The organism is Acidobacteriota bacterium (genome assembly GCA_016715115.1).
Classification (GTDB): domain Bacteria; phylum Acidobacteriota; class Blastocatellia; order Pyrinomonadales; family Pyrinomonadaceae; genus JAFDVJ01.
In genome coordinates this window covers 324,271-341,344 of record JADKBM010000016.1, presented here as the reverse complement: position 1 = coordinate 341,344, position 17,074 = coordinate 324,271, and the positions used below count along the sequence as shown (strand labels likewise).

Annotated in this window: 11 protein-coding genes and 1 pseudogene; 7 read left to right on the top strand and 5 right to left on the bottom strand. The window is 56.1% G+C overall.

The genetic code is table 11. The features are described from left to right. Positions 1–2 precede the first annotated feature (2 nt). The 3 genes from IPN69_19330 (at position 3) to IPN69_19320 (ending at position 6,168) form a co-directional block, all read left to right on the top strand. Entirely contained in the window at positions 3–968 is a 966-nt protein-coding gene (locus tag IPN69_19330) for a hypothetical protein (GenBank protein ID MBK8812863.1), read from the top strand. A gap of 15 nt (positions 969–983) precedes the next feature. After that, positions 984–2,144 carry a hypothetical protein gene (locus tag IPN69_19325; GenBank protein ID MBK8812862.1) on the top strand — a complete coding sequence of 387 codons (1,161 nt, stop codon included), beginning with the start codon at positions 984–986 and terminating at the stop codon, positions 2,142–2,144. 382 nt (positions 2,145–2,526) lie between these two features. After that, on the top strand, positions 2,527–6,168 hold the full coding sequence (locus IPN69_19320) for a hypothetical protein (GenBank protein ID MBK8812861.1): 3,642 nt from the start codon (positions 2,527–2,529) through the stop codon (positions 6,166–6,168). Between the two features lie 253 nt (positions 6,169–6,421). Here the strand turns inward: IPN69_19320 and IPN69_19315 are convergent, their stop codons facing one another. After that, entirely contained in the window at positions 6,422–8,752 is a 2,331-nt protein-coding gene (locus IPN69_19315) for a SpoIID/LytB domain-containing protein (protein MBK8812860.1), read from the bottom strand. A gap of 108 nt (positions 8,753–8,860) precedes the next feature. Continuing rightward, on the bottom strand, positions 8,861–11,263 hold the full coding sequence (locus IPN69_19310) for a hypothetical protein (GenBank protein MBK8812859.1): 2,403 nt from the start codon (positions 11,261–11,263) through the stop codon (positions 8,861–8,863). On the opposite strand from IPN69_19310, the gene IPN69_19305 reads away from it, so the two are divergent. From IPN69_19305 to IPN69_19290, 4 genes are all read left to right on the top strand, one after another. Further along, positions 11,262–12,050: a 1-acyl-sn-glycerol-3-phosphate acyltransferase gene (locus IPN69_19305; GenBank protein ID MBK8812858.1), complete on the top strand. Its 789-nt coding sequence runs from the start codon at positions 11,262–11,264 to the stop codon at positions 12,048–12,050. The genes IPN69_19310 and IPN69_19305 overlap by 2 nt on opposite strands. 127 nt (positions 12,051–12,177) lie before the next feature. Continuing rightward, the gene (locus tag IPN69_19300; GenBank protein ID MBK8812857.1) at positions 12,178–12,597 is read left to right on the top strand and encodes a hypothetical protein; all 420 of its coding nucleotides are present in this window, start codon (positions 12,178–12,180) and stop codon (positions 12,595–12,597) included. A 9-nt stretch (positions 12,598–12,606) separates the two neighbouring features. Next, positions 12,607–13,428 carry a hypothetical protein gene (locus IPN69_19295; GenBank protein MBK8812856.1) on the top strand — a complete coding sequence of 274 codons (822 nt, stop codon included), beginning with the start codon at positions 12,607–12,609 and terminating at the stop codon, positions 13,426–13,428. Positions 13,429–13,593: 165 nt separating this feature from the next. Beyond that, a complete protein-coding gene (locus IPN69_19290; protein ID MBK8812855.1) occupies positions 13,594–14,784 on the top strand; it encodes a hypothetical protein in 1,191 nt (396 codons plus the stop codon). Here the strand turns inward: IPN69_19290 and IPN69_19285 are convergent. The 3 genes and pseudogenes from IPN69_19285 to IPN69_19275 form a co-directional block, all read right to left on the bottom strand. Further along, positions 14,771–15,514, bottom strand: a complete 744-nt coding sequence (locus IPN69_19285; protein MBK8812854.1) for a type III pantothenate kinase — start codon at positions 15,512–15,514, stop codon at positions 14,771–14,773. The two genes, IPN69_19290 and IPN69_19285, sit on opposite strands and share 14 nt — an antisense overlap. A gap of 21 nt (positions 15,515–15,535) precedes the next feature. Beyond that, positions 15,536–15,856, bottom strand: coding sequence for a hypothetical protein (locus IPN69_19280; protein MBK8812853.1), 321 nt, complete (start codon positions 15,854–15,856; stop codon positions 15,536–15,538). Positions 15,857–15,869: 13 nt separating this feature from the next. Then, a pseudogene (locus tag IPN69_19275) lies at positions 15,870–16,675 on the bottom strand (VanW family protein). Positions 16,676–17,074 lie beyond the last annotated feature (399 nt).

Sequence of the window (17,074 nt, the reverse complement as noted above, 5' to 3'; positions counted from 1 at the left end):
ATATGCCAGTAGATTACAGCGACGCGACGGCGATCGTTTTGATGACAGGATTGGGGATAGTCGGTATCAGCGAGGAGCGGAAGCGGAGCGAAACGTTGCTCATCCATAACCCGGAACATTCGCCAAAGCTGAGGATTTTGAAACCTGCTTGGAAAGCCACGACGCCTATCGTTGATATTCCGATAGTCGGGCACGAGGTATGGATCGATCATAGCGACCTTCCGACGCGCGGCGTTAATCGTGAAGGGCAATTCGCAGAGCCGTTGAGAATCTCGGTCACGGGCATCGGAAATTCTGAGTTCAATGGGATCGAAAGGCATCTTGGCGTAACTTTTGATCGGCGCTCGGAAGCGAAAAACGATCCGCACGACTGGCGCTGGGTCCCGGACCTCGAGCGTGACGACTTGCTGGGAGACGGCTCGAAGAAGAGGCAGCCGAGCGATTCCGCGACCGATACGAGCCGGGTTTTTCTTCAAAACTGTTTGATGTTCAGTCACGATCTCGTTACAAACGATGAAAAGCGCAGCGTAAAGCAAGCCCTGACGACTAAGTTCCTTCGACGCACGATTCGGAAAGATATGAAGAAGGGCGTTCAGATCTTGGATGATGATTACGGACCGGTAACCGATTACGTTGGCGCAAAGTTCAGGTCGGACTTCGTGCGCATCGAGATAAACGCCGGCAGCTACGGATTTACGCGCATTCTGCCGAAGGCCGAGAAGCCGTATTACATCCTTGTAACCAACGCATTGCGGGTCGACACGACGAAAAGCGATATGCCTGTTTATCAGACATTCTGGGACGTGGACGACCCGACAATGACCGATCTTGAGATTCTCAGCGAGCTTGAAAAAACGTACAAGATGTATGGTTTGCCATTTACACGCGACAGAGGAGGTTCCTCTCACGGCGTTCGGCGGACGTGCAACTTGATCGCCGCAGAAAACGGATTGGACGGATTTGTATAAGAGACCGAGACGAATATGAGTCTTGAAGCCTGTACCGAATTGAAAGAAAAGCTCAGCGAAGTTCTCCTGACCCCAGGCGGCGCTGCGGATGTTTTCGGAGTTGGCGTCGGGATCGCCCGTATTTGCGAGGGAGAGGATGTCGTCGGGGCCAACTATTCATTAAGGCTGTACACGTCGGCGCCGATCGGGATGCGAACCCGCGAACTCGCGGCGAGCATTCTCGGGATCGATTTTGCGTCCGGCGAACTGCCAGTTCAGATCCGCCACAATGGGGAACAGGTTCGGCTGGAACGGGTTAACGCAAAGGCTCCGAAATTGACGTCGGCGGTGGCCCGGCACGGCCCGAAGTGTTCGACAGCGGCGCCGAACGAACTTCGTTCCGGTTCGCAGATTTCGCTTGGCAACGGGCCACAGGGGACTCTCGGTTTCTATGTCGTTAACGCGGACGGCGATGTCTGCGTTCTAAGTTGCAGTCATGTTATCGCCGCGAATGGTAACGGTCTGAACGGAGCAGGCATTTTTTCGGGCGAGAGGTTTGTTGCCGAACTGATCGAAAGCGAAAGCAATGTCGTGCGTTTCGGGGAGACGACCAACAGCGCCGGGAAACGGATTTATGCGACCAACCACATCGACGCCGCGCTCGGTAAACTCGCTTCCGGTGTGAAGCCAACTGCAAGTATGCGGAGCTACTGGTCGACGAAGCTTCGGATCGCCGGGAAGTTTCCGGATGAGCGGAACGGAAGAACCGATCCGAGACAATCGTATCGTGTCACGAAGCATGGTCATTATTCTTGCGAAACCGGCGGATGGATCGACGATGTCGACTGCGATTTCATTATGTCGGACGAGAATGGAACGGCTGCCTGCAAATTTGTGAAACAATTCCGCGTCATCAGGACCGACAAGCCAAACAAGTACGTTCCCGGTCAAAACAGTACATTTTCAGTCGAGGGTGACAGCGGCGCGTTGGTATTCGACAATCACAAGACAAACGGCCATCGAGCCGTCGGGATGCTTATCGGGGCTGGAAATCAAAAGGATTACCGGCGAGCGGCACCATTTGACCGAAATCTTACAAAAACGGGCGACGACTACTCGGTCGTGACGCCGATTTCAACGATCATATCGAAACTAAACGTCTCGCTGCTGAAGCAATCTGCACCTTCGGGAAGCTGATTGGAACGAACCACGCCGATATTCAGAATTCGAATTCGTCTCAAACCGAAATTAACCGGGACGGTTTCTTCGCTTGATCCTCGCCGTCGTCCAGGAATGGGCGACCGATCCAATTTGCTTGCTTTGCGTCGGCCTGAAACATCATTATCAACCAAACCCCGAAGATCGAATCCTACGGCGTCGCCAATTCGATCAGCGACGTGATGAAGGCGTTTGGGATTAAGCCGTCCGACATCCCAAATTCCGAAATCCCCGATCTCAATTCGGCAATCCATCATTTTTAGTCTCGATCCACGAAACACCGAGCGTTACGATTTCCTGGCTTTTTTCACACACAACAAAGCCGACAAGCTTTGTATGAATAATTCGTGAGGAGAAAACAATGAAATTCACTTTAACTTCAGCCGTCGTCAGGACGGTTACGCTCTTGCTTTCAACGGTGCTCTTTATCTCGGCGGCATCCGCCCAGATAAATCGAACGGTTTCGGAGGCAATAACCCGGATTCGGCCGGTGCCGGTGCCGGTCAAGGTCAAAGGTCCGGGTGCGCTTTATATCGCAAACACAGGAAGCGATATGACTTTCTGGTTGTTGACGGAATCAAATGTCATCCCCGTCGCCAAGGTTCCGCTTCAAACCACGCCCGCCAGCGTCCGATCCGTCCAGGTAGAACTGCTGAATGGCCCGGACGGAGGCATAACCGGTGTCTTCTATGCCGATAATCTCACCTTCAGTTCGTCGCTGACGCTGAGCTTCAGCGGCACACTCGACAACCCGTCGTGTCCGTCCTGCACGGTCTTTATGCCGCTGAAATCCGATGCCGCGCTGCCTTGGGTCGATTGGCTCAAACCCGTCACGACGCAGCAAGCGGTCGTTGCGAACGACAATTTCTCGAAGATTCTGGCGCGGCAGAAAGAGATTTACAAAGTTGCCGGTCAAACTATGACCAACTTCGAGGCGCTGAAGAACAACTTCGTCGAGATGCAAAAGGACAGTTTGAGGGATTACTATCAGCGCATCGAAACATCGCTTCAAGAGCTGAACTCAAAGTCGCAAAACTCCTACGCGGCGATGGTCGACTTTGAGAACAAGTTGAAAGGCAAAGCCGCTAACGATGAATCCAAGGTTCTCGCAGCGGGGACGGCGCTTCAAAACTCGCCAAGTCCGGCGCCGGAGTTTTCGATCGGATTCAATTGCGGAAAGCTCGGCACTATGACGGAACGCACCCGTGGTTTCGTCAAGGGCCTCAGGGTCGACGAAAATGACACGGATGCCGGCGATTCGTTCGATCAAAAGGCAAATCAGGGCAATACGAAATACGACGCTCAAGTCTCGGCATTCGAGTCGGACTCGCTCTCGCTACTCGATACGATCGAGCCGTGCCTGAACAGTCTCGTTGTGAAATACACGACGATCAACGAAAACGATCCGAATTCGCCGGTTCCGGACGTCGCCAAATCGAACCTGATCAGCCAGACGGATTATGAAGCGCTCGGCAATCAGATGGAGGATTACGCGATAACCGCCGAAAAGGAACTCGATCAATGGTCCGTTCAGCTCGAATCGCGATTCAACAATCTCGACAGGCTTGCGCCTTCGACGCAGACGTCCGGTGGAGGCCTTGGCGGATCGGGTGCCACGACCGGGCGCGGCGGGGTCGTTCTGCCGGCGCCGACAAAAAGCGGTCAGATCGCGCTCCAAACATTGGCAGGCCAGCAACCCGCAACGAATTATCTTGATCTTCTGAAAAGGGCGCAATCAATCGCCTCGCCGATCCTGGACTATTTGAGTCCGGCATCCAAAGGCGCGAGCCCGGCCGGCAATGTCGCGTTCAGTTATGATCTGCTGGCGACCAAGCTTGGCGGAGCAAGTTCAAGCCCTTGCGGCAGCGGCAAATACCTCAGTTTCGATGTGAAAGCCGTGAAGGTCATCATCGGCACGCCTTGGAACGACCAGATCACCGCCGACGACGGGATCAACCTCGTCCTCGCTTTGTCCGGCGATGACTGCGTGTACGCCAAAGGAAACTATGACGCGGTTTTCGGGATGGGCGACAACGACGAGATTTACGGCGGCGACGGCCACGATTTTCTGTTCGGCGACACGCTCGGTTTTCTCAACAACGGGAAAGACAAGATCCACGGCGGCATCGGCGAACAGTACGATGTCACGGCCGGCCCGGTCACGCTCACGTTCGACATTGGGAATTTCATTTCCGGTGATGGCGACGCCGACACGCTCGTCGGATCCGGCGACAGCAACTCAAAGGACAAATACGGCTACGCGGACGTCATTATCGGCGATGGTTTCGCCGGAAACCAGTCCGGTCCCGATTCGATCAACGGAGACGGCGGGATCGACTTTTTGTTTGGTCAGGCGGGCGACGACGATCTATCGAACACCCGAATTGGCGTCTTTTCGATCGATGGCGTGCCTGTATCGTGCGGGTCGTTCTTCGCCGGGAATGAAGGAAACGACAAGATCAACGGTACCAACAAGCCCGCCATCCTGATCCCGAAAAGCCTCGGCGACCTGATTGTCGGCGGTCCCGAAAATGATCTGATCAACGCCGGAGACGGCGATGATTTCGTCTTTGGCGACCGACTCGTGATTCCGTCGACCGGAAACGACACCATCAATGCGGGCGACGGTATGGACCTCGTCATCGCGCAGCAGGGCGACGACACGGTTCACGGCGACGATAAGCAGGACGTGCTCGCCGGCAACGCCGGAAACGACATTCTCTACAGCGATCTCGGGATCTTTTCGATGATGTTCGGCGGGCCGGGCAATGACACGATAGTCGGAAACACGGGTCTCGATCTTATCGTTGCCGGTGTCGGTGATGACAAGGCGGCCGGCGGCGACGGCGCGCTCGACATCATCGTCGGCTGGGACGGCATTGATCAGCTAAATGGAGAAGGAATGATCGACGCCATTTTTGGCGGAACCGGCAACGACATCATCAAAAACGGCTCGGGAACGGTCGATCTGGCGTTCGGCGGATTGGGAACCGACCTGATCGACGGGGAGGCCGGTATCGACATAATCTTCGGCAACAAGAATCTTTACGACAGCGACCGGTGCGGAATGAAGGCGAGCGCCAACGAATACGAGACTCTGAACGGCGGCGACGGCATCGACTTCATTTTCGGCGGATTCGGTCCGGACAGGATCTCCGGCGGAAACGGGATCGACATACTCTTCGGCGAGGACTGTCACGATGTGATCAGCGGTGACAGCGACGTCGATGTCGTGTTTGCCGGCGCGGGAGACGATCAGGTCTCGGGCGGCGGCGCTCCCGACGTCCTCTTCGGGATGACTGGCAGCGACACGCTGAAGGGCGATCAGAGTTTCGATCTCTTGATTGGCGGTGTCGGGAACGACAGTCTCTCCGGCGGCGCCGATTCGGACATCCTGCTCGGCGGAGACGGTGATGACTCGATCAACGGCGATGGTGAAGCGGATCTCGCGATCGGCGGCATCGGCATCGATACGATCGACGGCGGTTCGGGTATAAACCTCCTGCTCGGCGGGGACGGGAACGACATCATCAGCGGCGGACCGGATTCAGACATCATCCTTGGAGGAAATCAGAACGACACGCTGAACGGCGCGGGTGGCTCGGACGTAATTCTCGGCGGCGACGGCGACGAAATCGATATCTTCGGCGGCGACGGCGGCGATCTGCTTTTTGGGGGCAACGGGCTCGATAATATTCGCGGCGGTCAGGGGCTGGACATAATGTTCGGCGGGAAGCAGGCGGACACGATCGTTGACAACGACAACGTCTCGAACAGCACGACCGAGTTCAACGTCTCGTTTGGAAATGAAGATAACGATTCGATAAACACGAACGTCGGGCGAAATTTCGTCTTCGGCGGACCGGGCGATGACGTTATCGATCTGAAAGACGGCGGGAAACCCGATCGGCGCGATTTCGGATTCGGCGGATCCGGAAACGACACGTTTTACGTGAATCATTGGACCGACAATCCTTCAGGTTTTACGGACTGGACCTTTTGATGTATTCGACGAAGCAAGTCGGAACCGCCAGGAATGCGGTTCCGACTTGCTCTGTCGCGGGTTGTTTCCGAAGAATCGTTATCAAGCGGTTCGCAATGCTCGATACGCTCGTTTTACAGCGATTGCCCGCCCGCTCACGCAGGCGGTACTGACTCGTGGATCTCAAGTCTCGAATCGCAAATCCCAAATCCCAAATCCCAAATCGCAATTCCCAAATCCGAAATCCCAATTCCCAAATCGCAATTCCCAAATCCTAGTACGCTTTCGTCAATTCGGCGCCCGTGTAGTAGTGCTTGATGATCGCATCGTATTTGACGCCCATTTTGGCGAGGCCGAAGGCGCCGTACTGGCACATCCCGACGCCGTGGCCCCAGCCGCGGCCGGTGAACTGGTAAGATGTGACGCGACCGCCGGTGTCATAGCGCTTGTTCATCACGAACAATTGCTCTTTCAAACGCAGAGCCGATCGGATCTTGCCGCCTTTGAGCGAAAAGCGCCCATTCGTTCCGATGATCTCGAGTTCGGTCGCGCGGCGCGAAAAGCCCTTTTGCTTGATGTTAACGTCGAGAAGCGTGCCGATGCCGCGAACGTAGCGCGACAGGCGCGACTGCACGGCGCCGGCCGCAAGGCTTACGTTCCAGATCGTGAATGGCGACATCTTTTCGGCGACCGTCGGCTCATCCGACGGTTTCACCTCAAGATAAGCGATCTCGCCCGCGGCGTTCGTCTGATACGCCACCTGCTCGCCGCCGATCAGCGCGACTTCCTTCACCTGATAGAACTGGCCTCCGAATTCACGAAAAAGAAAGACGTTCGGACTGACCGTCATCGGCCTTTCGTTGCGTCCGCTTTTGAGGATCAGCTTGCCGTCCGCGGTCGGACGCGCCTCGCCGGACTGCAAGGCCGGCGTCAGCTTGCGTTTGGCGTAGATATTCTCGATCAACCGCAACAGTTTCGCACGCGGCATCGGTCGGTGCGGACGGAAATTAGAGTCCGGGTAAAGCGACAACCAGCCGTCGCGGAAGAGCATCGCCAGGTTCGCGCGCTTGTCCTTGTCGATGTCGGCGGCGTCGGTGAATGAAAGCTGGTAATTGATGTCCGATTCGCTCATCAGCATATCGGTCTGCCCTTCCGCGTACATCATCTTCGCGAGCATATTCGCGAATTCGATCGATTTGACGAGGTCGTACGAAAACGCCGGGACCGGTTTGCCGAGTTTAAGCGCGAGCTGATTGATCCAGCTCCGAAGCTCGGTCTCGTTCGGCGGCAGATCGAACCACTCGTCGGTGAAGCGGTTCGTCGCCATCACGAACCCGTTGACCGCAAACTGCGACGAAAGCCGCACTAGTTCGAGCCGGTCGTCGGACTCGACCTTCGGCAACTCGCGCGAACTTCGGATCAGGAACGGTTCGAAATGCTTGCGACCTTCAAGCGAACACTCGACGCCGCGCAAATACGGCTCATTGAATTCGAAAATGTTCTCGGAATTCTCGGTGCGTCCGCCGCACGTTGAAGTGTAAAGAGCGTTGATCGCCTTGCCGTTGTATGTTCCGACGATCCCGCGGGTCTGCGTCACGGCCATCGTTCCCATCGTCGTTTCCGCCGACACACCGCCGTAAACCTGCGACCAGACGGTCGGCAGAAGATCGAATCCCTGAGTCGAATAACCGCCGAGGTTCGCGATCGCGTACGTGCGCGCGGCCACGGCCTGAGCTTTCTGCGCTTCGAGAGACGGCAACCCGAGTTCTTTCGGGACGACGCCGAGCAGGTATTCCTCGATCGGAACGACGTTGACGACCGTCAGGCTGCCGCGTGAATTCACGAAAACCTCGACGCGGCCGCGGTAGGCCTTGCCGTTGAGCTTGACGGGAACAGCGCGTTGGTTGAGCGAGCCGAACGAGATGGGCTTGAACGAAGAGAATCTCGCGGATTCGGCGCCGCCGGAGATCAAGATCTCCTTGACGTTCGGCGCGATCGGGGCGTTTGTCGTCGGTTGTGTCGAGGTGGTCGGTTTGATCAAGCTTCGATTTTCGGATTTCGGATTCGGATTGTTGCGAAGCTGCTCCGAAAGCGCGACGGCTTCTTCGGACGGCTGCGTTTTCTTTTCGGTGACAATGACTACGTCCTCGAATCCTTTTTCCGCGAGTGCCGCCTTATAGTCGTTGGCTTCCTCGATGGTTTCCTTGCTGTCGCCGATCTGAATCCGCCATTTATTGTTTGTCCAGTCGAGCGAAGCGGTCGCCTTCTCGCCGGCGTCGCGGAGTTCTTTGGCGAGATCATCGGCATCGGCCTGAGTTTCGAGATTTGGGATCTCAAACCGGAAGAATTCGATGACCGGCGGGCGATAAAGCCGCGGCGCTACGGTGATACGGTTGACTGAAAGCACCTTGTCGGCGTCATCGCCGGTGACCGCGATCAGTGACGTGTCAGCCGTCGTGATCGTCACGCTTCCGGCGTTCGTCGAGAGTCCGATCCGCACCGACGGTTCGGAAACGAAAGAAAAGTAACCGTTCTCTTTGGCGGTGACACTTGAAAGCAGGGAAGCGACGATGCAGACAGCAATGAAAAGGCGGCTGAAACTCATCCCTTAATGATAAGAGTTCCGGCATTAAATGTGAAACCGCCGCGCCTGACCGGATTCGCGGGGATCTGAAACGATCGTGATTCGCGCGCCGAACGCTTTATTCTCAAATCAGGGCTTCTCCAACGCGTTGAAGATGAACGGGAACGTCCCGAACGTTTGCCCGCGGTGCTGCGGGCGGAACCCGAAGAGGATGATCCGGCCTTTGCCGTAGATCGTTTCGGCGAGCGCGGTTTTGCCGTTCAGATGCTTTTCGCCGAGCATCCAACCGGACATCAAAGCGTCTTTCGCGGCATATTTCGCGACCGATCGGACGCGGCCGGTGTCGATGATTTCCCACGCCGAACTGTTGGTGAAGTAGGCCGGCGTCTTTTCGTTTAGCCCGCGCGAAAGGTTGGATCGCCGGTCGACGTCAAGCTCGACGATCGATCCCGGATTGTAAAACTCGTTTCGTTTCAGACCGCTGAGGACGTTCTTCATCGGAAGCTCGAAGCGTTTGATGACAAGCTCGCAACTGTCGTCGAAACAGATCAGAGTGCCGCCATTTTCGACCCATTTCTTGAGTTGTTCGACGCCTTCCTCGCCGATCCCGCCGGCGATCTCGGCCGGATATCGCTCGGCACTGAGGCCGCGGACGATCGCGTTCTCGCCGTCGGCCGGCAAGATGATCGAATCGAATTCGAGTTTTCCGCCGCGCACGTCCTTGTCCGAAACCGTCGAATACCGAATCTGATAGTTGTCGAGGACGAACCGCGTCCAGCCCTCGTCCATCGATGAGATGAAACCCTTGTAGAGTCCGACGCGCGGATTCGTTTTCAACGGATTCGAAAGCTTGTCGAACGGCGCCGACGCCGGTTTCAGATTCAAAACGGCCCGCACCTGATCGATCTTGGCGACCCTTTTGAGAGTCGCGCGAAACTTGTCCAGATCGCGCGTATTCCAGACCGGAACCGCCTCGACGCCCATTTGGAGCGGCAACGTCCAGCCGGCGACGTCGTACGGAACCTCGGCCTCGCCGTTCGGATTGAGCCGGTTCGGATAGACCTGCTTTTCGAACAGGCTCAGGATGTTGTTCTTTTGCGATTGATTGACGAAGACGAAAAACGACCCGAGCGGCATTTCGTGAAAATCGTCGGGTTTCTTTTGCTCCATCGCAAAGTAACCTTCTTCGGTCATCTCTTGAACCTCAATGCCTTGCCACATCAGGATCTCGAGAAACCGCGAGACCGATTCGGCGTTCGGTTGCCCGGCCGTAACCAGAAACGCTTGCGGATCATCCGCTTTCGGGGTCAGGTTCGCCTTGCCGAGTTCGTAAAAATTGCGCAGGTATCGCTCGCGAAATTTGGCCGCCATCTCAAGCAGCGAGCGGGACGCGATCGACTCCAAACGGGCTATGTCGGCGGGCCGCCAGACGCCGCCCGGCCAGGCGTCCGGAAAGTTCGTCGCCGTCTCGAGCGCGGAACGCATCCCGCGCGTCGAACTGCGCTGCAACTGCTCGGGCGTGACCGTGACCGGAGTCATCAGGTTCGCGCTCGCCGCCTCCGAGAGTATTCCGATCGAGTTGTGAAAGTAAGGCGCCGAGCGAAATCCGCCGTGCCACCAGGTATCGTAGGTCGCGTTCGTCGCGACGCCCGAAAGCCCCTGAGCCTGGATATCGGCCGCCATCTTGTAGCCGATCGTTCCGAGATCGCGGAGGATCAGCGGCGCGATGCGCGGATTCGGAGGATCGAAGAACGGCGGGATCGTCAGCCGCGAGCCGTTCTGGCCCTGCTGGTGAATGTCGTAGACGATCTGCGGAAACCATTCCTGCCAGTAAAGTTTCGTGATGTTCTGCGTCTCGCGCAGGTTGAGCATGAACCAGTCGCGGTTGTTGTCGTGGCCGGCGTAATGATGGTAAAGCTCGGGCGGATTCGTGCCTTCGAACTTCGTGTCCAATGTCTTCCGATACCAATCGGCGACGATGTCGATGCCGTCCGGATTCGACGTCGGGATCAGGATCAGAACCGTGTTCTTCAAGATCTCCTCGGTGCCGGCGTCGGTCGCGGTCGCGAGCGCGTAGGCGAAGTTCAGCGACATTTGCGAAGCGACGATCTCGGTCGAGTGGATCGAGCACGAGATCGAGACGATTGCCTTGCCGCGTTTCAAAAGGTCCTGGAGTTCGCCGCCATCTTTGATCGACGCCGGATTCGCGAGTTTGGCGTTGATCTGCCTGAGTTTTTCCAGATTCCGGATGTTCTCGGCAGCGGAGATGAAAACCGCGATCTGCGGTTTCCCGAGCGTCGTTCGTCCGATCTCGCGAACCGAAACCTTCGGACTTCCGGCATCGAGTTTTGCAAAATAATCGGTGATCTGTTTCCAGTCGGCGATCGTCCGGTCGTCGGTCGGATTGAACCCGAGAAACGCTTTCGGCGACGGCGGAACCTGCGCCCGAACGTGGACCGCGAGCAGACAAAAAAGAACGGCGGCGATTTTGGAAATCGCTGCAAACGATATAGATTTATGACTATTGACCATGCAAGACGTTTCTCTCGAAGCAATTGAACAAAACAAGAAGCTGACTTTTCCTGTCAAAGAGTCTAACAAATCCCGGTTTTTCGGCAAACTCCGATATTGGTGGGGCTGGATCGTTGCGGGAAGTCTGTTGCTCTGCGTCGCGTTGCCGTTGATGATTCTCCTCCGGATCATCAATCGCAAACTCTGGCTCTATCCGTGGTGTTTCTGGGGCGCGAGAATGTGGCTTTGGGCGTGCGGTGCCGAGATCAAGGTCACCGGAGCGGAAAATCTCGACCCCAACGAGAATTACGTTTTTGTATCAAATCACCGAAGCTATCTCGATACTGCCGCGCTTTTCGCCTTCACCGGACGGCGGCTCGGTCTGGTCGGAAAAAAAGAATTGCTGAAGGTTCCGATCCTTGGCGTCGGGATGGGATTCGTCAACATCATCGCGATCGACCGGCGCAATCCCGAAAAGGCGATGCAGTCGATGCGCAAAGCGAAGGAGGTCCTCGAAAGCGGCTACTCGTTCGGCGTTTTTGCCGAAGGCACGCGCGCGATGCCTGGCGAACTCTTGCCGTTCAAAAAGGGCGCGTTTCACCTTGCGATGCAGACCGAAGCGCCGATCGTGCCGGTCGCGATCCGCGAAACCGACCGAATGATGGGCAAGCGCACCGGAGTCGCATTTGGCGGAACGATCGAAATGATCCTCCTGCCGCCCATCGAAACCAAAGGCCTTTCGGTCGAAACCGACCTGATGCCGGTATTGAAAAAGACGCGGGCCGCGATCGCCGAGGCGCTCGGATAAAATGGAAGAAACGTTCTGACAATTGAGCGTGGTGATTCCGGACAATCTTCACCTTCGGTTTACAAAACGCCGGGGTAAACATATATTGAACTCGGACCGCGAAAAGGCCCCCGGAGCCATGACGCATATGAAAATCAAAGCAGCCTTTATCTTTCTTTTGTTCGCGCTCTCGGCCGTCGGCGCGTTTGGACAGGCAGTCGAGGACAGTTCGCGGCGGACGATCGGCTATATCAGTTCGAGCGGAACGGTCGAAGATTCGTCGCGCCGGACGCTCGGCTATATCAAAGACAACGGCACGATCGAAGACAGTTCGCGGCGAACGCTCGGATACATCAAGGAGAACGGGATGGTCGAGGACAGTTCGCGGCGGACGCTCGGATACGTCAATCCGAACGGCTCGGTCGAGAATTCAAGCCATTCAACGCTCGGTTACGTCAATTCGAACGGTCGTGTCGACGACGGCTCACGGCGAACCATCGGTTATGCCGAGGGCATCAAGGCGGAACACGCGGCGCTGTTCTTTTTCTTCTTTTTTGGAAACAAGTAGGATAATCAAATGAGAGAGATCATTGTTACGGCGTGTTTGTTGATCTTCGTCGCGTCGGCTTTTGCACAATCCGGAATCGTCCCGATCGTCGACATCAAAGTGGGCGGGCTGATCGGTGGATGGAAGGACGGCAAATGGGTGAACGCCGCGGCGCTCGGTCCGAAGATGAATGGCGAAGATGCCTACAAATGGTACAAACTCGACGGCTCGACCGTCGATCTCGTCGGCGACAAACCCGAAGAAGAAGTGCCGTGCGAGGGATTCTGGTACACGCCGTTCAAGAACCGCAAGATCGAGGATCGATCGAGTTCCGACAACGGAGTCGCGATCGGAGCGAACGCGACCTGGAACCCGATGCCGCGCGTTCCGACCGAACTGACCAAGAAGGCCGCCGCCGCGACCTACACGCGCGTCGTTGCCGGAATTCTAAGGACGAAGGGGCTGCCGAAGGCGAAGCCGCAGAATATCCGCGCCTGGCGGATCGATCTCGAAGGTGACGGCGTCGAAGAGGTTCTGCTCGAAGCCGGCACGTGGCCGGAGATCATCACGCCGAGCGCGAAACCCGGCGATTACTCGATGCTCGTTTTGCGCAAGATCGTCGGCGGAAAGGTCCGCGACACGCTGCTCGCGGGCGAGTTCGTCAAACGGCGGGTGGAATTCGGCGCCCCGAGCCGCTATATGCTGTCGGCGGTCGCCGATCTCAACGGCGACGGCAAGTTGGAGTTTCTCGTTTACGGCGAATACTACGAGGGCGGCGGAACGCAGGCTTGGGAGATCATCGGCAGCAAGGCGGTCGAGATCAAGGAATTGCAGGCGGCCTGTGGAGTGTAGTCCCGACCTAATTCTGATTTTGGAACGGCCCGGCGCAGAACCATCTCGCCGGGTCGTTCTGTGTTCGCGGCCGGTTCTATTTTTGTTTCCGCGGATGTAACCGAAGGATGCCGCACGGCGTCCTATTCTTAATGGCTTGTTCATTTAGAAACCAAGGAGCGAAGAATGAAGACAATTTCCACGATAACTTTCTTAGTTTTTGCGGTCGCCGTCGCGAGCGCGCAGATCAAGATCAACATACCGAAGATCGGGCCGAAACCGACGCCCCAGGCGACGCCTATGACCACGGCCACGCCGGACCGAACGAATTCGAACACGGTTTCGACGGTCACCGCATCCGACCTGCCGCTCAAGCCGGTCGCCAATGAGAATCCCGTTTTCCTGAAAACGACGCTCGACATACGCTGCGACACACTCGACACCTATTGGAAAATGGGTGAGAACAAATACAACTTCACGAGCTGGGTGCCGCAAGTGAAATTCAAGGTGTTTTACAAAGGCAACGAGCGGCTCCGCTACAAGGCGGAGTATTTTCTGCCGAACGGCGCCGCGTGGTTCAGCGAACCGCTCGAAGAAAACGTGCGCAACGGCAACGAGCAGACCGCGGAACTCAACACGCCGCGAACGTCGAACAAACACGAGAACACTTCGACGGACGCCGTCGGCACGTTCGGGATCAAGATCACCGACAAGAACGGCGAGGTCGTCTTTGAAGGGAAGTACAAGGTCGCAAAATACAAACCCGACGCGCTGCCCAAGATCCCGATGTGGAAAAACGTCTACACCTATTACGTCGATCAGGATTGGAACCTCCCGATCGGCTACGTCTGGCTCGATTATTCACGCGACCAATGGTCGCCGCTGACGGCCGTGACGATGTGGCTCAAGGGCGAATATACGCTCGGGCAACTTGAGGCGCGGCTGTTTTACAACGGGGCGCAGATCGCGACGACCGACGATATGGGCGAGATCAGCGCCAAGCAGAGGCGTTTCCCCAATCGCAACGACGACAAGGCGGCATCGCAATGGGAAGAATATGTGATGGCGTGGTACAAGTTTCACGCGTTCCTGAATCCGCGCGGTTCGATGAAGTATCCGCAGTCGAAATTTATGAAGGATATGCCGGGCGATTACACGGTCAAACTCTTCTATCAGGGAACGCAGATCCGCGAGGCGAATTTCAAGGTCGGCTCGGACGGAAATCTCGTTGACGACGGCATTGCTTCAAAAAACAAGCTCGGCGATCAAAAGGTCGTGATCCCCGTGAAGGTGATCGGAACCGGCAAATGGAATCTGATGAATTGGAAGACCGACGCCTTTTACGCAAACCCGCTCAACGGATTCATCGTTCCGTAGCAAGATCCCTGAGGCCCTCGAGAATAAGGAGTTCGTCGGCGTGGTCGAGCAGATCGATCTCGCCGGCGACCAGCGAAACGAAGCCGCCGGTGGCGACGACCGTCGCCGGTTCGCCGAGTTCGTGCTTGATTCTCGTGATCAGCTCGCGGACGAGCCCGACGTAACCGTAAAAAATCCCGGACTGAATGCATTCCGCGGTCGAATCGCCGATCGCGCTTTTCGGTTTGACGAGTTCGACGCGCGGGAGTTTCGATGTCTTCAGAAACAAGGCTTCGCCGAGAGTGTTGATCCCGGGCGCGATCGCGCCGCCGACGAATTCGCCCTTCGAATTGACCGCATCGACCGTCGTCGCTGTTCCGAAACTGCAGACAATGCAGGGTTTGCCGTATTTCCTGACGGCGGCCGACGCGGCCACGAGGCGGTCGGTCCCGGCATTCGACGGCGGGTCGTACGCGACCTTCAATCCGAAATCGAACGTCGAATCGACGATCACGGGCGTTTGGTTGAAGCGCTCTTCCGAAAGCTCCTTGAAGGCTTCGATCAACTCCGTCACGACCGACGAGATGACGACGCGTTCGACCCGGAAATCGACCTCGTCCGCGATCGATTCGAAGATCTCGGACGCGGATTTCCCGCGGATCGTCGGAGCCGTAAAGCGTTTGACAAGCCGCTCGCCGTCGAAGACACCGAACTTCGTCGCCGAATTTCCGATGTCGATCGCCAGAAGCATAAATAATTGCAAAAAAGGAAGTTAACCTTGGAGCGGAAGGCCGTCGTAAACAAGCTGCCAGCCGTTTCGACGGCTTGTGCGGAGGCTCTTGTGGAACCATTCGAGGGCTTTCGCCGGGTCGTCGTAAAGTTGAACTGAAGGCGTCGGTTCGCGCGGATCGACACGGCATATAGCTCCGCCCTGATCGGCGGTTTTGACGCAGAGAAGCGCGATCATATCGTTTTTCGAGAGGATCGCGGTGCGCATCTTGACCTCTTCGGGATCGAATTCCTCGAAATCTTCAAAAATGCCTTCTGGATCCTCGAACTCTTCGTCGTGGTCAAATTCAAACTCGTTATTCATAAGCTTGTAAACGTTAACACTCTCCGGCAGGAAAATTCAATTCGTATTTGACCTCGGCGAAGTTTTTGACCAGCAACTCGGTCTCGATGACATTTCCTGTGCGGCGGTCGATGACCTCGCGCCAGATCTCGTTCTGGCGGTAATTCTTGTCGTTCTTGCGAACGAAACGATGTCCGCGCTCGACGACGTGATAGGTCGTCGGAAGTTCGACTGATGAAAGAATCGAGCCTTTGAGATGCTCGTCCGTCAGCCGGACCCGAAACTGGAACGTGTGTTCCGTCGGGTTGAAAAAACGGAGGTCGATGTAATTGTAGAAAACGCTGGCGCCGCTGCCGAAAGGGAGTGCACGCCGGTCGTCGGGAAACGGGTCGAAGCTGTGATGATGCCGTTCGGCGATCTCGAGCGGCGAATGGAAGGCCATCCAGAGCAGCAGATTCGCGAGTTGGCAGAGTCCGCCGCCGATGCCGGTCTTGATCTCTCCTCGCGATAGCTGAAGGCCTTCGAGGTAGCCTTTTTTGAAGTTGTCTCGCCGACCCTCTGCCAGAAAGAGAACGTCTCGCCCGGTTTGACCAAAAGCCCGTCGATCGGTTGCCGCGCGATCTCGAGATTCGTCACCTTGTTCTCCTGAAACCGCATATCGAGCGATCCCAGTTTGCGGCGGAGAAGCGACTGATGATTCTTGACGGTCAGCGGAAGCGTTTCGCCCGCCTGTTCCGACGCGAACCGGACGCCGCTCCGCGCGTCCCTGAACCTGCGCGCCAGACGCAACTGCCAGACCCGCGTGTGGTAAATGACCGGATGAATTTCAGAAAATCTCATGCTGATAACTGATAACTGATATAACTGATAACTGATAACTGAAAGAGCTGATAACTGATAGCTGATAACTGATAGCTGATAACTGATAGCTGATAGCTGATAGCTGATAGCTGAAAGCTGAAAGCTGAAAGCTGAAAGCTGATAACTGATAGCTGATAACTGATAGCTGATAGCTGATAAGTGGCAACTGATAGCTGATCACTGACAGTTCTCCGAGACAAGAGTTGAACCCACAACTATCAGTTATCAGCTATCAGTTATCAGTTATCAATTATCAGCTCTATCAGTTATCAGTTATCAATTATCAGCTATCAGCTATCAGTTATCAGCTATCAGTTCTCAGTTCCCAGTTCTCAGTTCTCAGTTCTCAGTTCTCAGTTCTCAGTTCCCAGTTCCCAG

What these genes read in the sequence shown, in the direction of transcription:
- IPN69_19330 (MBK8812863.1), top strand. Translation starts at nt 3, where the DNA reads ATGCCAGTAGATTACAGCGACGCGACGGCGATCGTTTTGATGACAGGA.
- IPN69_19325 (MBK8812862.1), top strand. Translation starts at nt 984, where the DNA reads ATGAGTCTTGAAGCCTGTACCGAATTGAAAGAAAAGCTCAGCGAAGTT.
- IPN69_19320 (MBK8812861.1), top strand. Translation starts at nt 2,527, where the DNA reads ATGAAATTCACTTTAACTTCAGCCGTCGTCAGGACGGTTACGCTCTTG.
- IPN69_19315 (MBK8812860.1), bottom strand. Translation starts at nt 8,752, where the DNA reads ATGAGTTTCAGCCGCCTTTTCATTGCTGTCTGCATCGTCGCTTCCCTG.
- IPN69_19305 (MBK8812858.1), top strand. Translation starts at nt 11,262, where the DNA reads ATGCAAGACGTTTCTCTCGAAGCAATTGAACAAAACAAGAAGCTGACT.
- IPN69_19310 (MBK8812859.1), bottom strand. Translation starts at nt 11,263, where the DNA reads ATGGTCAATAGTCATAAATCTATATCGTTTGCAGCGATTTCCAAAATC.
- IPN69_19300 (MBK8812857.1), top strand. Translation starts at nt 12,178, where the DNA reads ATGAAAATCAAAGCAGCCTTTATCTTTCTTTTGTTCGCGCTCTCGGCC.
- IPN69_19295 (MBK8812856.1), top strand. Translation starts at nt 12,607, where the DNA reads ATGAGAGAGATCATTGTTACGGCGTGTTTGTTGATCTTCGTCGCGTCG.
- IPN69_19290 (MBK8812855.1), top strand. Translation starts at nt 13,594, where the DNA reads ATGAAGACAATTTCCACGATAACTTTCTTAGTTTTTGCGGTCGCCGTC.
- IPN69_19285 (MBK8812854.1), bottom strand. Translation starts at nt 15,514, where the DNA reads ATGCTTCTGGCGATCGACATCGGAAATTCGGCGACGAAGTTCGGTGTC.
- IPN69_19280 (MBK8812853.1), bottom strand. Translation starts at nt 15,856, where the DNA reads ATGAATAACGAGTTTGAATTTGACCACGACGAAGAGTTCGAGGATCCA.